We start from the raw sequence: 14,378 nt of genomic DNA, 5'->3' as shown, positions 1-14,378 counted from the left end.
AGGTTGCCAGTCACATGATTCAATTGCAGCAAATTCAACATGCATTCAAACTTGGCCGCAAGGGAAATGAGCGGCATGTCCCCGTATTGCAAGACATCAACCTCACGGTTAACAAAGGCGAGATTGTCACCCTTATCGGACGGAGCGGGTCAGGCAAGTCAACGCTGCTTCATATTGTGGGCGGCTTTCTCCGACCTACCAGCGGCAAAGTGCATATCGCCGATCAGGATGTGACCGCCTACAGCGAGACGCAATGGGCAGATTTCCGCAGAATCCATATGGGGGTCGTGTTTCAAAACTTTCAGCTGATTCCGAGCATGACCGCTTACGAGAATACCGAGCTGCCGCTTGTTCTGCAGGGCGTTGCACCTAATGAACGCCGCCGTCAAACGCTCCAGCTGCTTGATCAGCTAGGCATCGCCTCGTATGCCGACCATTATCCAAGCGAGCTCTCCGGCGGACAGCAGCAGCGGGTCGGCATTGCACGGTCGCTTATTCTGAACCCGCCTATTCTGCTTGCCGACGAACCGACAGGCAGCCTGGACAGCGAGAACGAAGCGCAGTTTCTGGAGCTGCTCCAATCACTCAACCGTGAGCGCAGCATTACATTGCTCATTATTACCCATGACGACAAGGTTGCCTCCATCGGCAATCGAACATTGCGTATTGAAGACGGCCAGCTTATCCATCCGTCCGACCCGCACAGGCTGGAGGTGCCCAAGCAATGAAATTCAATGACAAGCTTAAATTCGTAAAGCAAAATATGAACAAAAACAAGTCGCGGATCTTCATGACCGTCCTTGCTACCGCAATGGGCTGCTCCTTTCTCATCATGATCGCTTCCGTAGCATTCGGACTGCAGCAGAGCCTTATCAACGATCTGCTGCAGGATCGCTCTATTACCGAAATTCAGGTACACGCTTTGAAGAAGGGCGAATCGTATGAGAACTTGCAGCAGAGTGATCTTGATGCCTTAAAGAACGTAGAGCATGTGAAAGCAATGAGTGTTCAGCGAATAGCGCAAGGCGAGACCAGCATAGGGGATTATGTCAGCATGAACGGAACCCGCGCTGTCGTCTCCAATTTCGAGCAGGAAATGAAGGCTGGACTTGAGTTGTCAGAGGGCCGTGCTCCCGCCAATGATCAAGAAACGGTTGTCGGCTATCATTTCGCCAAAAATCTGGCCAAACGTGATGCTAACAATGAAATCCTTGAGAACGAGATTTACAACGGAAATGTACTGGGCGCAACCATTACTTTCAAGGCAAAGGGATTCGATCCGGAAACGAATGCAGAAGTATCACTCGGTGAATTCAGCCTTACAATTGTCGGCATATTGGAGAAGCCTGATCGGGAGTGGACAGAGAATTCGACCATCTATCTGTCAGACCGCTATAACGAAATACTGTTCCCCGGCGACTCTCTGCCTCCGCCTAGTGTTAAACTGATTGTTGATCATGCGGAAAATGTTACTGATGTGTCTAGCGAGCTGCGGAGCAATAATTACTCGGTCTACTCCGTTGCCGACAGTATCAAAGAGATGGACCTTGTCTTCCTTGTCATGAAGATCGGTCTCCTGTTCGTCGGTACGATCGCGGTTCTGATCGCCTCCATCGGCATCTATAATACAATGACGATGGCCGTTACCGAGCGCGCTCAAGATATCGGCATCATGAAGGCCATCGGCGCCAATCCGCGCACGATCCGCAGCATATTCCTGCTTGAGAGCTTCGGCATTGGATTGCTTGGCGTGCTCATTGGCACAATCGTATCCTATGCCTTAAGCGCGCTGATCAACGCTGCCGTACCGCCAATTCTGTCGTCTGTACTGGATGGCAATCCGCCGGATGACTTCATGTTCTCCTCCATTCCGATTACACTGACACTAGTCAGTGCAGGCATAAGCCTGGGAGTAGCCGTCCTGTCCGGCATGCGGCCAGCAGCCAGAGCAACACGCATAGATGTGCTCCGTGCATTGCGCCGCGATATTTAACCACGACCAGGGGCTGTCCGAAAAAGCCAATATTCAATGAGCCAGTCCCAATGAAGTCAAAAGATGCCTCCAAAACCGCTAGAAAGCGGGATTCGAGGCATCTTTTTCATTATATACAGGGGGCTTAACAGCCCATCCTTGGTTTTCGCCGCCGCCATAACTTGCATCGGCTGGGGGAGAATCCCCGGCGTTGCCTCTCCCACTCCAAGTTTGGTTCGAAGGCAGAGTGGCGGAGTAAGAGTAAGAGTAAGAGTAAGAGTAAGAGTAAGAGTAAGAAGCCTGCGAATGTGCATGAATTTCGGTTACAAGAGGCCCTAATTGTAAAATTCCTGCGATCATGCATGAATTTGAGCAAAAATCGGCCATTAAGGGGAAATGAAGGTGAAATACCTGCCCTCTGGCAGGCATTTCACCTTTATCAGGCCAGAAACGAAAAAATACATGCCGTTTCGCATGTTTTTCGCCTAGCTTGCACATTGCACCCTTGCACCTCGCATCTTACATCGTGCACCTGCATCTTGCATGTTTTTCGCCTAGCTTGCACATTGCATCTTGCATCTTACGCCTTACATCTCGCTTGTTTCGCTAGCACGCATCTTGCATGTTACACCTAGCTCGCATCTCGCATCTCGTAACTCGCAAGTTTCACCTAGCTCGCATCTTGCATGTTTCACCTAGCTCGCACCTTGCACCGTGCATCTCACATCTCGCATGTTTCGCCTAGCTCGCATCTCGCATCTCGTAGCTCTCGCTTATTGCGGCGTTAGAATCACGGATCGTTCTCTGGCGAGGAGTACGTCAATAGTCTGATGATCGAGTGGGAGCTGAGATTTCCAAAAGGGGCTTTTCGGACAGCCCTCTCTTCACATGCCGCTAGAATGAGCGCGGCTTGGCAGACTTCTCTTGCTTCTTCTTATAGTAAGTTGCAACCTGCTCACGAAGCAGGAAGGCTCTTAATGCTCGCTGTTGCAGCTCATCAAGATTTTGGAACCTTGCGCCATAGAAGGACTGTTCGCCATCATATTCTTTGCGGACGATTTCCAGTGTGCAGGATAGCTCAAAACCAATCTTGATTGTCGCCTTCACTCTATCATCCGGCTCCAGCGCCGATTGCCCGAATACTTGAAAACCAATGCCAGAGAAGCTGATATTACGAACTGTCAGCTCGAAATCCAGTGCCGATTCAACCAGCTCCTCTTCATCCGCAGCTTCCCCTTGGGCCTCAGCCCCGCTCCTATCGCCCGTCACAGGCCTGAACAGCCCGTCATGATAGACTTCAATTCGCGGCATCTCCCGCTTCTCCTCCAGGCCGATCAACGATCTTGGCGGAAAAATAACGGCAAGAGAGCCCTCCGCTTTGCCGATAATTGTCGATTGCATTCTATGTATGCCAACAGGAGAATAAATGGTCAAGCTGACCGGATCGCCAAGATCGAATGACTTATATTCGGACATCTCGATCTCAATCATCTCTCCCTCTACATGGGACAGAACGCCTGTAGACACATATCCTTCTTTCTCAACAACGGTACGGCTATGAACCAGCACTTTAGTGGAGGTCATCCCCTTGTCTGCTCCATAGGCATCCTTGTTCGAACTTCTATTATCAACCATTACAGCATCCACTCCCAGGTGTCAAAATAAGAAAAAGCCGCTTCCCATGCCACAAAGCCGCTCCTACCACCCAAGATTGGATGTCACGTCGGCAGCCAGGCTGTCATTTCGTTCATTGCAACAATGAACATTAGACCCTTTAGCTTTGCGTCCTTGCCTTTCGGCAAGTTTGCCATTTCGATGATTATGCTGTTGTCATAATGAGGTTGATCGTTACATCTCTTTGATAATCATTACATTATGCTCATTCTTCAGATCGATCTGATAAGCCATGGCCGGCGCAGAGCCATCCGCCTCGCGTATGATCCGAACTGTCGGCCTATGTACAGCAAGCGGATTGTTCTCAGCAACCACGCCGATCTGGCCAGAGCTTAGAAGTACAGTAGTCGATACCGGATAAATCGAGATATGCTTGCAGAAGGTTTTGATCAGATCCAGATCAAAGACGGTATTTCCCGCTGCGAATAAATATTCGATCGCTTCCGTAGGGGTATACCTTCTGCGATGCGGCCGCGGCGAGGTCAGCGCATCATACACATCTGCAAGAGCAACGATCTGAGCATACTCATGAATCTCATTCCCGCGCAATCTTCGCGGATAGCCGGACCCGTCGTATCGCTCATGATGCTGAAACGCACAATGTGCGGAGAGCAGCGATATATCATGCTGGGCGCGGATAATGTTGAAGCCTTCCTCCGTATGCTTCTCCATGACAAGCCGTTCCTCAACGGTGAGCGGTGTTGCTTTATTCAGCAACTCCTTAGGCAGCCTGGACATTCCGACATCGAACAGCAGCGCCCCCATCCCCAGCTCCTCCAGCTGGTTCCGGTTATATCCCTTCGCCAAGCCCATGATGCCTGCGAGAATAGCAACATTAAGCGAGTGCTGGAACAAATAAGCGTCCGCCACTTGTATGCTGGTGAGATTCACCATGACCTCTTCACGAACGATCAGATCCTGCATAATCTCACCGAACACTTTGCGGAACTCCCGTCCCATCTCAGGCGCAATGGCACGGCCTTTAATATTCGGTTGATCCATTAGCGTGTTCATCGTCTTGAAGATTGTATCTGTCGCCTTCTTCTGCGTAGCATCTCTAATCGGTGTGGTGGGCTCGAGGCCCTCTGTCAGCGGATCATCGATAAACACCATATCTATGCCCAGATTCTTCAGCCGATCGATAAACCTTTCACTAAGCTCCACTCCGGCACCTAACAGAATGTTGCCGTTCTCTTGAAGTATAGGGCGAGCCAATTTCTCTCCCGGCTTTACCGAGAGAATATTTACTTTTCTCATTCTGTCTGATCCCGCCTTCATAACTATTTGCTAATTGGTTATGCTTGCAACGCCTCATGAGGACCGTTATGTATCCGGCGCAGGTTTTTGTTCGCATACATCTTCTTGTCCGCAGAACGAACCAACTGGAATAGATCGCTCCCATGTTCAGGATAACAAGCACTGCCGACTGATACAGACAGATTGAAGCCCATTCGTTGGGTAAGCCTGAGAAGATGCTGATGCTGCTCCCTGATCCATGCATCTATCCCCTTATCATCCCCGTAGGGGCAGACGATGACGAACTCATCGCCGCCCCATCGCGCAACGATTTCGCCTTTCAGTGAACATGCTGCCAGTGATTGTGCAATGAGCTTCAACGCCCGGTCTCCTTGCTCATGGCCGAACCGGTCATTGACATCCTTGAAATCATTCACATCTATCATAAGGATCGAGATTTTCTTCTGTTTGCGCTGTGCTTGCTGAAGCAGCTTGGGAAAGCTCGATTCTATAAAGCCGCGATTATGAACGCCCGTCAAGCAGTCCCGTGTAGAATCCGCCTTGAGCCGATCATATTTGCCGCCCAGAATCCAGGCCAGAGGAAGGGACAGAAGCGAGCTGGCTGCCATGCCGGTTAACGCTGTCAGCCATCCATTGCTGCCGCCTGCCCAGAATCCGAACGCTGTCGTAAAGGATATGGAGCCAGCCGCAATCGCCCCGGCTGCAATACGTCCTGTGAAAGTCATGATGCCATCCTCCATTTACTCCTGGTAATGAATGATCCGGTTGCGTCCGCCTTCCTTAGCCTCATACAGCGCCGCATCAGCTCTGGCAAACAACTCACGCAAATATGATTTGGCATCGTTGCCGCTTTCAACAACTGGGCCGGATACGGACAGCACACCAACACTAATCGTGACCGATACCGTTTCGTCATCCCTTCCGACAGGCACAGCATTAGCTTCGACTGCTTCGCATATCCGCTTCGCCAGCATTGCGGCTTGCTCCCCGTTCGTATGGGGCAAATAGACGGTAAATTCCTCCCCGCCATATCTGGCCAGTATATCGGTCTGTCTGAGCGATCTCCGCACGACCTCAGCTGTCAGGCGAATGACATCATCTCCTACCAGGTGGCCATAGGTATCATTAACAGATTTGAACAGATCGATGTCAAACAGAATAATCGCGAACGGTACCCGATATCTCACGTTTTTCTTCACTTCATGCTCTAGCTGCTGCATCAGATAACGCCTATTGTAGCAGCCGGTCAAGCTGTCCGTAATGGCCATCATCTCCAGCTTTCCGTTGGCTTGAAACAGCTCATCCTGCATCCTGAGAAGCTCGCGGTTGCGCTCTTGCTGCACCTCATTCTGCTTATTCGAATCGTCGATCAGCCGCCTAAGCTCGGTTATGTCCTGGAAGGTGATTACGCGCCCGAGTACGCGATTGTGATCACCCATAATGGGCGCTGCACTCATAGAAAGATGAATAATGCGTCCATCCTGCTTGATCGAGATCTCCATCTCGGCGCGCGCGGGAGGATTGCTTCGATAGGCTCGAAGGAATGGTTCCGCTGCTTTCACGCCCTTAGCGGAATGGATAAGCCGCTCCATATCGAGCCGGCTTCCAATGTGAATGCCAAGCCGGGGGCTTGACATCCGGTTCATCTCGACAACTTGCTCATGCCTGTCCAATACGATAATCCCAGCCGCAATCGTATCAATAACATCCTGCTGGGCAATTCTCACAATATCGAAAGAACGCTGCTTGTGAAGTGCCGCTACAAAGCAGATCGACGCAACGGCGATCCCAATCGTAAATATGCCGGGAACAGCTGGCAGCACGTTCGACAGCAATATATTCAAGATCAATTCCGCCAATCCGAACAGAACCAGCACTGTAACACCCGTCAAGGCGTAAGCAATCTGCGGCCGGTAATGAGGATTGCTGCCCGAACGGTAAGCCCGGATAAGAAGGACAGCCGAATATATGAAATACGCCATTAAAGTAAGAGCGAGAATCCAGAAGAGCGGACCGTACGAATGGTAGGGGCCACCATCATTCTCGGTTAAATAAACACCTCCGGGATTGACAGCAATCCCGATCACAATAACAAGAGCGGGAAGAAACATCCTCATAACCGCTCTCGCACTAAGCACATAAGCCGGATTTATCAGAAATCTCAATACCAGTTGCCATCCAAATCCGACAACAGATAAAACGACAAACGAAACATTGTTGTAAATCAACTGGAAGTGGGGATTGTCTGTCATATTGACTGCGAATTGGCCGAGCGGCCAGATCATAATCAGGAAGTGGAAGATCAAATAGATCCTGTGCAGCATTGTGACTGTGTTATAAACAAAAACATACATAAACAAAGCCAAAAGAACGAAAAAGATACTGGGATCAAGCCATGTCAACAGTCCCAAAACTACCCACCCAATCAACCATATTCATGTGCTACACTTCATGGGACTTACCACACTCCCATTCTATCACAGCACGTATTTATTCGACAACGACTAGTGTCATCTTATTTGACAAGCCCTTGCGCCCTCGCAGCGGCCAACTGGTCGGCCAATGCGCCTTCCAAATAGGGCGTTAATTGCAAGCTATCGCGAAAGGCTTCATATTCCTTCCATTTACGCTCACTTTCGTTTGCCGGGCCAATCGTAGCGCGAATGAGCATATTTTTGGGCGTATGATCAGGATCTATAAACTCAAGCATTTGCACTTTATAGCCAATAACCTCCAACAGCTGGGCACGCACCGCATCCGTAGCAAGAGCCGAGAACCGCTCCTTCAGCAAGCCATGCGACAAAAGCGGCTTCAAATTCTCATTGGCGATCTGCCGAAAAAACTCATGCTGGCAGCATGGTACAGACAGAATAACGGAAGCTCCCCAATCCACCGCCTTGACCAGCGCGGCATCTGTTGCTGTATCGCAAGCATGCAGCGTCACGACCATATCGACAGCCGATTGCTCCTTGTAATGGGCAATATCACCAACCTGAAAGCTCAGCCGGTCGTAACCGAGCTTGTGCGCAAGCTCAGAGCAGAAGGCGATAACATCCTCCTTCAGATCAAGCCCCACAATCGTGATATTCATGTTCTGCTTGATTGCGAGCAAATGATAGAGCGCAAATGTCAAATAAGATTTGCCGCAGCCAAAATCCACAATCCGGATCTCACGATGGGTCGGCAGACTCGGCAGCACATCCGCAACCATCTCAAGGAACCGGTTAATCTGTCTGAATTTATCCTGTTTCTTGGCGATGACCGCGCCATCCTTTGTCATAATGCCAAGCTCCACCATGAACGGCGCAGCCTCACCCTCTTGAACGATCCGCTGCTTCTGCCGGTTATGCTGCTGCGGCTCCTGAACCGCTTTGGATGTCGGCGGCTTGCGAAGCATTGTCGCCTTGCCCTTCTTGTTGAACAGCACCTGCACATCCGCGTCATCCGTCTTGAACAGCGCTTGTCTATAATGCTGCTCCAGCCACTCTGCCATTCGCTGCGCCGCTTCTGCCTGCGGAACATTATCATGAGTCACTTTGGTCTTGCTGTGATACTCGAACTGGTAATGGAGGCTGCCGCGCAGCTCAATTGCCCGTATAGCCGTCTTGAGCGGACTCCCTTCATCCTTGCGGCGAAGCTGGCTGAATGTCGCCTGCCGCAGCACTCCGCTCTCCACCCATTGCTGTAAATCCGCTTGCCATTGCTCCATGTTGATCCATTCAGCTCCTAGTAACTTACTTTATCCAGCCACAGGACAGCAGCAATCGGCAGAACCGGCCGTCATGAACCGCTTCCGCCTCCTGCTTTTTCTATGACCGGAGTTTCGTATAATCTTCTCTGACCATCAATAACTTCATCTCGGGGCAGTCCGCCGGCCAGCAGCCTCTCGTCAGGCATGAGGAGAAGCCTGCGATAGAATGCATCCGCAGCCTCCTGTCCCATCAATCCGTCTGTAAGCAGCTCGTCCAGCACATTCTCTGCCTGATCAAAGCGACCCTCTGCTTCATGCCATTCCAGAAGCAGCTCCTTTGTCGCCCTCGGCAATTCGTATTCGCGCAGCTTCGCTGCCAGTTCTGCCGCTTCCTCTGAGGGAGAGCGCAGTAAAGGCTCGGCTTCCAGCAGCGCCAGTCTGATGAATAAATGCAGCGCCTTCACTCTGATGGAGTAGCTCTGCTCAGCTTGATCCATCTCATCGAGCAGATCTGCCTCTTCCTTCATGAGCAGGGCGATCGCGTGCAGGTTGGCCGTCTCTACAACGCCTCTAACCGTCATCATGCTGATGATGTCCGTATCCGACAAGGAGCGAATCAGCTTGCCGTTAAGCCTGAACTGCCGATCCAGCATCTCATCAATCACCTGCAGCGCTTCTTCCTTCTTCTTCTCCTGCTTCAAAGCCATAACCTGTGCGACCATTTCCGTCATTTGATGAATCATCCGCATGAAATAATCCCTTTGAAACATATCTCCCCTACTCCCTGAGCGTCGATAAAAAACGAATAAATGCAGCGATTCGTTCTCCCAAAGCTGCCGGGGACTCCACCATGCCCATATGGCCCGTATCGTTCAATACAACCTGGGACACATTCGAACCCTCTGCAGTAAAAGTTTTCTCCGCCGGAATAACTCCATCCTCAGAGCCTGCAATGAGCAGTCTTGGCACATTCAGCTCATCAAGCACATCTCTGCGATCCGCGCGGATCTTCATGCCGAGCGCTGTCGCCGCAGCACCCGCAGCCGATGTTCCATATCCAATCGCAATGACTTCCTGTACCTTATCAGCCATCTTCACAAGGTGGGCAGGAGCGAACAGCTTGGGCACAAGTCCCTCGACGAATTTCTCGATGCCTTCCGTTGCAATCGCCTGCGCAGCCTTATCCCGGTTAAGCTTTGCTTCGGCGGTATCCGCCATCGCAGTGGAATGAACGAGGCTTAACGAGCTCACCTTCTCAGGGTACTTGTCGGCGAAAGCGAGCGATACATAGCCTCCTAACGAATGGCCAAACAAATAGACATGCCGCACATGCAGCGCATCAACCAATTGCAGCAGGTCATCAGCAAAAGCTTCCATCGCATAGACGGCATCATCCGGAGCCGAGCTGCGCCCATGACCACGAAGATCCGGGATCAGTATGCGCCCAAGCCCTTGGATTCGAGGAATGATGCTCTCCCAATAGCTGGAGCTGCCGCAGAAGCCGTGCAGCAGTACAATGGCCGAATTCTCTGCAAGCACACCGCTGCCTTCACCAGAATCATAGTACGCTAATTGCAGTCCGCTAGAGAGCGTTAAATTGTGATTGGCTAATGAATGAACAGTCATAATCCTTCACCCTTCCCTGATTGTTTGTATTCAACTATTCACCCAGGCGCAGCGTTACTGAATCTGTAACCGGAATGCCCCAAGCGGCGCATGCAGCATCAGCAACTGCGCGGGCCATGCCCACTACCTTGTATATCGATGCCCGCTGCAAGCTCCAGTAGGGCTTCACATTCAGCGGGCCGACCACACCAGCCACACTATAATGTCCAATTGGCGGCAAACGCCGTCCGGTTGCTCTTGCCGGATATAACGGGCCTTCATCTATGAGATACAATCCACACCGATCACGATGCCCTAAGCTGGCATCGATTGCGACTATTGTCAAAGTATCAGGAATGCTTGCTATCGCTTCTTCATAACGATCCGCATCACAGGGACTATGAAGCGTGCCAATGACATGAGGCACCCCCCGTTCGCGAAGCAGTGTGCCAATCCAGGGGCCGAATGAATCGCCTGTAGAACAGTCCGTGCCAATACAGACGAAAGCAAGCTCCTCTATTCGGGGCACTGCAGCAGCAATATCTGCAAAAAAGCGGTGAAGCCCTCCGCTGTCGATCCATCTTCGATTGGCCCCTTGCTCATCAGCAGGGAATTTGCGCGTTCTTGATCCGCTGCCCATCTTTTAAGAAACGCTCCCTTCCGCTTCTTCTGTCATTCATCCAGATTGAAGCTCCGGTTCATTAGCCGGAAGCTAGCTCTAATTGTACCGAAATTAAGACTCCGCCACAATCAATGCTTATCGGCAGGTGAGCGGTAGCGGGCAGTATGCCTGTCATGATACAATACGAACAGCGCTCAGGCGAAAAGGGAGGAATAACGGATGAAAAACTTGAATGAAGCGACGCAGGAGAATGTCGAATTTATGATAGAAGCAATCAAGAACAAGCTGAGGATGGCTACAGGTGCAGCTATGCAGGCCACTCACTTTAATATGGATCAGTATGAGGACATCAAGGATCTCTACGAGGTTGTATCAAGCAAAGACAAGTTTAGCATAAGCGAAGTTGAGGCCCTCGTATCCGAGCTCGGCAAGTTGAGAAATAAATGAAATTTAAATACAGTTCCTTACATGTTGTTACAATTATCGACAATCATTGTTAATAAGAAACCGGAGCATGTCAGCATGCTCCGGTTTCTTATTTCTGCGATGCCCGGATAGGAAGCTGCACTTAGACGATTTCATCCTCGCTCTTGGAGGAGTGCTCCAAGTTCGGCGCTGCTGCAGTTATGGACATCTTAATTGTGACACTTTTGTTCTCGCCCTTGAGGAAATGGGCGAGCCTTTCCAGCTTATCCGCTAATTCCGGACCGTTCAGCGTAACATTCAGCTCATAGCCGAATTGATCCGCCGGAGCCTTGCGTTCAATCATGGCATAATTGTGGATGCCATATGCTTCGGCGCCATTGCGTGCAGAGAGCAGTTGTTCCGGGAAAAACTTGTCCGATTTATTGACGACACGCTCATAGATACGCAGCTTCTTCAGCAGCATATAATACTGCGCGGAGTGCTTGAATCCCCAAGCGTCACGAATATCCTTCAAAGTGTAATCCATCTTCCACTGCTTCAATTTCTCTACCTGTTCATCAGTTGTAAGCTTCAAAAATTCGTCAAGCGGTGTTATTGCTAACGGCATGCTCTTTCCTCCTAAAAATTCTTACTACTATACCAATGTTAATTACCCCATTCATAATAAATAAATCTTTCTTTTTATAAAAAAATACCATAATCAATCATTATACGCAAATCAGCAATATCGATAATAATCTACATTCCAGGCACAATAACAGGGCAGCCAGTCAAATATATTGTTGAATTATCGGATATTTTGTAGCATTCTTAATCAAATAGTCCTGCATATCAATGAATAATCATGCTATTTGGACTACTGTTTTTATTTTTGACTGGGCAAGTGGGCGCGACTGCTGATAATGCCGCAAATTGCTCTAAGTACCGCGATTGCTGTGAATAATGTGAGTGCGCCGCTACTTCTACTGTTGTTGCGATTGCTGTGATTGCTGCTTTACTTACACTAATGTTACTGGGACTGCTGCCGCCACCTCTACTGTTGCTGCGATTGCTGTGAGTACCGCCACCTCTACTGTTGCTGCGGTTGCTGTGAGTACCGCCACTTCTACTGTTGTTGCGATTGCTGTGAGTACCTTCACCTATATTATTGCTGCGATTCCTCCGACTACTGCGATTCCTCCGATTGCTGCTGTTCCTCCGACTACTACTATTCCTGCGATTATACATCCTTTTAGCTGTTTCGTTGCTCTGAGAGCAACATTCCTGCAATGCTGCATCTTTTTGAGGGCTGAGCCACTGTTTCAGGAGAAAATGGCTAAAAAACATGCGCGGTTGCAGGCTTTTCAGTCTTTTTGAAAGTTTTCCATTGAAATAACTGCGCTTTTGCAGGCTTGCGGATCGTGCACTGCTCCTGACGCGAGGTATAGCGAGATATACCATAGTATAAACCAACAAAAAAACGCCAAGGAGAGCGGGTATTCCCACTTTCTTGACGATCTTGCAACGATAATGTTACCCAGCTTTGCCTGCCTCCAAGCCAAGCGACCGCAGCAGCCTCCCGAATGCCTGGCTGCCTGCTGATGTTCTTTTGTAAACACCGGAATCCTTCAGCACCTCAAGAAATTTCTTCCCGACTTCATCCCGCAGCACTTCAACGGCCTCGGCAGTTGTCAGATTCGTCCCATGGGTGCCAACCATCGCCTCAATCCAGTCTGCGTGCTTGTGAAGCGGGCCGTTCAACAGCTCCGATCTCTCCGCAGAGGCTTCGCCGGCAAGAAACGCTGCAATCGCCTCAAGCTCAGCTTGAAGCCGCCCCGGAAGTACAGCAAGGCCCATGACTTCGATCAAGCCGATATTTTCCTTCTTAATGTGATGCAGATGCTCATGTGGATGGAAGATGCCATCGGGATGCTCCCGGCTCGTTCGATTATTCCTTAGAACAAGATCCAGTTCATAATGGCCATCTGCCCGCAGTCTTGCAATGGGCGTGATGGTATTGTGCGGAATCCGCTCTCCGCCTTGCTCAGTATAAGCCACGATCTCCGCCTGAGGATCACTGTACTCCTTCCAGCCCTCCAATATGCGGCCTGCCGCTCTCAGCACAGCAGATTTGCTCACGCCGCTTACGCGGAGCACCGACATGGGCCAGGCCACGATACCGAAGCTAACCCCCGGTTCAGAAGGATCGGTATAGACCGCCTCGACAGCTGCTTTCTCCATCGGGAATACATGCCGTCCTGCCTGGAAATGATCATGTCCAAGTATCGAGCCGCCCACAATCGGCAGGTCCGCATTGGAGCCGATAAAGTAGTGGGGGAACTGATCCACAAAATGGAGCAGCCGCGCGAAGGTGTCGGCAGAAATACGCATCGGTGTATGCTCACTGCGGAATATGATGCTGTGCTCGTTATAGTAGACATACGGCGAGTATTGAAAATACCACAATTCGTCAAGCAGCTCTAGCGGCACGACGCGCAGATTCTGGCGGGCGGGATGATCGGCGCGTCCTGCATACCCGATGTTGTCCGCACAAAGCAGGCATTGGGGATAGTTGCTGGGCGCTGTATTTCGCAATAATGCGATCTCTTTCGGATCCTTCTCAGGCTTTGACAGGTTGACTGTAATCTCCAGATTGCCATAATCGGTGGGCTGCTCCCAATACAGGTTCTTCCGGATGCGATCCATCCGGATATAATTGGAATCGATGCTGAGCTGATAGAACTCATCTGTCGCTCTGGCTATGCCTTCCCTCTCCGCCGTACGGAGGAAGCCCGCGGCAGCTTCAGACGGACGCGGGATAAGATGACCCATTATCCGGGCGTCAAGAAGGTCGCGGTAAGTCGCCGTATTCGCAGGGATCAGCCCAATCGCCGCCCCATAATCCAGCAGCGGTTCAAGCAGCTCTGTCACACTCTCTGGCTGTTCGCCTGCTGCCTCTCCCTCATACCTTTCGGTAAAACCGAACACATCCAGCAGCCCATTGCGCGAGGAATAGATGTCCAATGGCTGTATCATTCCCCGTTGAAGGGCGAACTGGAGAAGCCGCTCGATCAGAATAAGAGCCTCATTGTTGCTGTAATTCCTTTGCTGTACTGTCATGCTACTATTCCTCCCGGGATCAGGCTGTCATA

General features: G+C 50.6%; 14 protein-coding genes and 1 riboswitch. Of the genes, 3 read left to right on the top strand and 11 right to left on the bottom strand.

Annotated features, from left to right (window positions below; translation table 11 throughout):
• Positions 1-14 precede the first annotated feature (14 nt).
• Both K0T92_RS18825 and K0T92_RS18820 read left to right on the top strand, forming a co-directional pair.
• Complete coding sequence (locus tag K0T92_RS18825; protein WP_219874027.1) at positions 15-728, top strand: ABC transporter ATP-binding protein; 714 nt, start codon at positions 15-17, stop codon at positions 726-728.
• Positions 725-1,993 (top strand): ABC transporter permease, encoded by a 1,269-nt coding sequence (locus tag K0T92_RS18820; RefSeq protein WP_219874026.1) that lies wholly within the window; start codon positions 725-727, stop codon positions 1,991-1,993. The genes K0T92_RS18825 and K0T92_RS18820 overlap by 4 nt, the downstream gene beginning before the upstream one ends.
• Positions 1,994-2,866: 873 nt before the next feature.
• Here K0T92_RS18820 and K0T92_RS18815 read toward each other — a convergent pair.
• The 8 genes from K0T92_RS18815 to yyaC all read right to left on the bottom strand — a co-directional run bounded on the left by K0T92_RS18815 (position 2,867) and on the right by yyaC (position 10,839).
• Positions 2,867-3,607, bottom strand: coding sequence for a PilZ domain-containing protein (locus K0T92_RS18815; RefSeq protein ID WP_219874025.1), 741 nt, complete (start codon positions 3,605-3,607; stop codon positions 2,867-2,869).
• A gap of 87 nt (positions 3,608-3,694) precedes the next feature.
• Positions 3,695-3,791, bottom strand: a riboswitch (cyclic di-GMP riboswitch).
• A 29-nt stretch (positions 3,792-3,820) separates the two neighbouring features.
• Positions 3,821-4,903, bottom strand: a complete 1,083-nt coding sequence (locus K0T92_RS18810; protein ID WP_219874024.1) for an HD-GYP domain-containing protein — start codon at positions 4,901-4,903, stop codon at positions 3,821-3,823.
• Between the two features lie 38 nt (positions 4,904-4,941).
• Positions 4,942-5,628: a GGDEF domain-containing protein gene (locus K0T92_RS18805; protein ID WP_219874023.1), complete on the bottom strand. Its 687-nt coding sequence runs from the start codon at positions 5,626-5,628 to the stop codon at positions 4,942-4,944.
• A gap of 15 nt (positions 5,629-5,643) precedes the next feature.
• A complete protein-coding gene (locus K0T92_RS18800; protein ID WP_219874022.1) occupies positions 5,644-7,314 on the bottom strand; it encodes a diguanylate cyclase in 1,671 nt (556 codons plus the stop codon).
• A 104-nt stretch (positions 7,315-7,418) separates the two neighbouring features.
• Complete coding sequence (locus K0T92_RS18795) at positions 7,419-8,612, bottom strand: class I SAM-dependent methyltransferase (protein WP_219874021.1); 1,194 nt, start codon at positions 8,610-8,612, stop codon at positions 7,419-7,421.
• 71 nt (positions 8,613-8,683) lie between these two features.
• On the bottom strand, positions 8,684-9,364 hold the full coding sequence (locus K0T92_RS18790; protein ID WP_219874020.1) for a DUF6483 family protein: 681 nt from the start codon (positions 9,362-9,364) through the stop codon (positions 8,684-8,686).
• A 7-nt stretch (positions 9,365-9,371) separates the two neighbouring features.
• Entirely contained in the window at positions 9,372-10,220 is an 849-nt protein-coding gene (locus K0T92_RS18785; RefSeq protein WP_219874019.1) for an alpha/beta fold hydrolase, read from the bottom strand.
• 34 nt (positions 10,221-10,254) lie between these two features.
• Positions 10,255-10,839, bottom strand: a complete 585-nt coding sequence (gene yyaC, locus K0T92_RS18780) for a spore protease YyaC (protein ID WP_219874018.1) — start codon at positions 10,837-10,839, stop codon at positions 10,255-10,257.
• Positions 10,840-11,040: 201 nt separating this feature from the next.
• Here yyaC and K0T92_RS18775 point away from each other — a divergent pair, with 201 nt between their 5' ends.
• Positions 11,041-11,268: a DUF1128 domain-containing protein gene (locus K0T92_RS18775; protein WP_219874017.1), complete on the top strand. Its 228-nt coding sequence runs from the start codon at positions 11,041-11,043 to the stop codon at positions 11,266-11,268.
• A 121-nt stretch (positions 11,269-11,389) separates the two neighbouring features.
• Here the strand turns inward: K0T92_RS18775 and K0T92_RS18770 are convergent, their stop codons facing one another.
• From K0T92_RS18770 to K0T92_RS18760, 3 genes are all read right to left on the bottom strand, one after another.
• Positions 11,390-11,854: a hypothetical protein gene (locus K0T92_RS18770; RefSeq protein WP_219874016.1), complete on the bottom strand. Its 465-nt coding sequence runs from the start codon at positions 11,852-11,854 to the stop codon at positions 11,390-11,392.
• Positions 11,855-12,245: 391 nt separating this feature from the next.
• Positions 12,246-12,386 (bottom strand): hypothetical protein, encoded by a 141-nt coding sequence (locus K0T92_RS18765; RefSeq protein WP_219874015.1) that lies wholly within the window; start codon positions 12,384-12,386, stop codon positions 12,246-12,248.
• A 373-nt stretch (positions 12,387-12,759) separates the two neighbouring features.
• Positions 12,760-14,346, bottom strand: coding sequence for a UDP-glucose--hexose-1-phosphate uridylyltransferase (locus tag K0T92_RS18760; RefSeq protein ID WP_219874014.1), 1,587 nt, complete (start codon positions 14,344-14,346; stop codon positions 12,760-12,762).
• Positions 14,347-14,378 lie beyond the last annotated feature (32 nt).

The sequence above is a fragment of the Paenibacillus oenotherae genome (genome assembly GCF_019443105.1).
In the GTDB taxonomy this organism is placed as follows: Bacteria; Bacillota; Bacilli; order Paenibacillales; family Paenibacillaceae; genus Paenibacillus_Z; species Paenibacillus_Z oenotherae.
This window is presented reverse-complemented; position numbering and strand designations above follow the sequence as displayed.

Coding starts and splice junctions, on each gene's coding strand:
- K0T92_RS18825 (WP_219874027.1), top strand. CDS start 15: ATGATTCAATTGCAGCAAATTCAACATGCATTCAAACTTGGCCGCAAG.
- K0T92_RS18820 (WP_219874026.1), top strand. CDS start 725: ATGAAATTCAATGACAAGCTTAAATTCGTAAAGCAAAATATGAACAAA.
- K0T92_RS18815 (WP_219874025.1), bottom strand. CDS start 3,607: ATGGTTGATAATAGAAGTTCGAACAAGGATGCCTATGGAGCAGACAAG.
- K0T92_RS18810 (WP_219874024.1), bottom strand. CDS start 4,903: ATGAGAAAAGTAAATATTCTCTCGGTAAAGCCGGGAGAGAAATTGGCT.
- K0T92_RS18805 (WP_219874023.1), bottom strand. CDS start 5,628: ATGACTTTCACAGGACGTATTGCAGCCGGGGCGATTGCGGCTGGCTCC.
- K0T92_RS18795 (WP_219874021.1), bottom strand. CDS start 8,612: ATGGAGCAATGGCAAGCGGATTTACAGCAATGGGTGGAGAGCGGAGTG.
- K0T92_RS18790 (WP_219874020.1), bottom strand. CDS start 9,364: ATGTTTCAAAGGGATTATTTCATGCGGATGATTCATCAAATGACGGAA.
- K0T92_RS18785 (WP_219874019.1), bottom strand. CDS start 10,220: ATGACTGTTCATTCATTAGCCAATCACAATTTAACGCTCTCTAGCGGA.
- yyaC (WP_219874018.1), bottom strand. CDS start 10,839: ATGGGCAGCGGATCAAGAACGCGCAAATTCCCTGCTGATGAGCAAGGG.
- K0T92_RS18775 (WP_219874017.1), top strand. CDS start 11,041: ATGAAAAACTTGAATGAAGCGACGCAGGAGAATGTCGAATTTATGATA.
- K0T92_RS18770 (WP_219874016.1), bottom strand. CDS start 11,854: ATGCCGTTAGCAATAACACCGCTTGACGAATTTTTGAAGCTTACAACT.
- K0T92_RS18760 (WP_219874014.1), bottom strand. CDS start 14,346: ATGACAGTACAGCAAAGGAATTACAGCAACAATGAGGCTCTTATTCTG.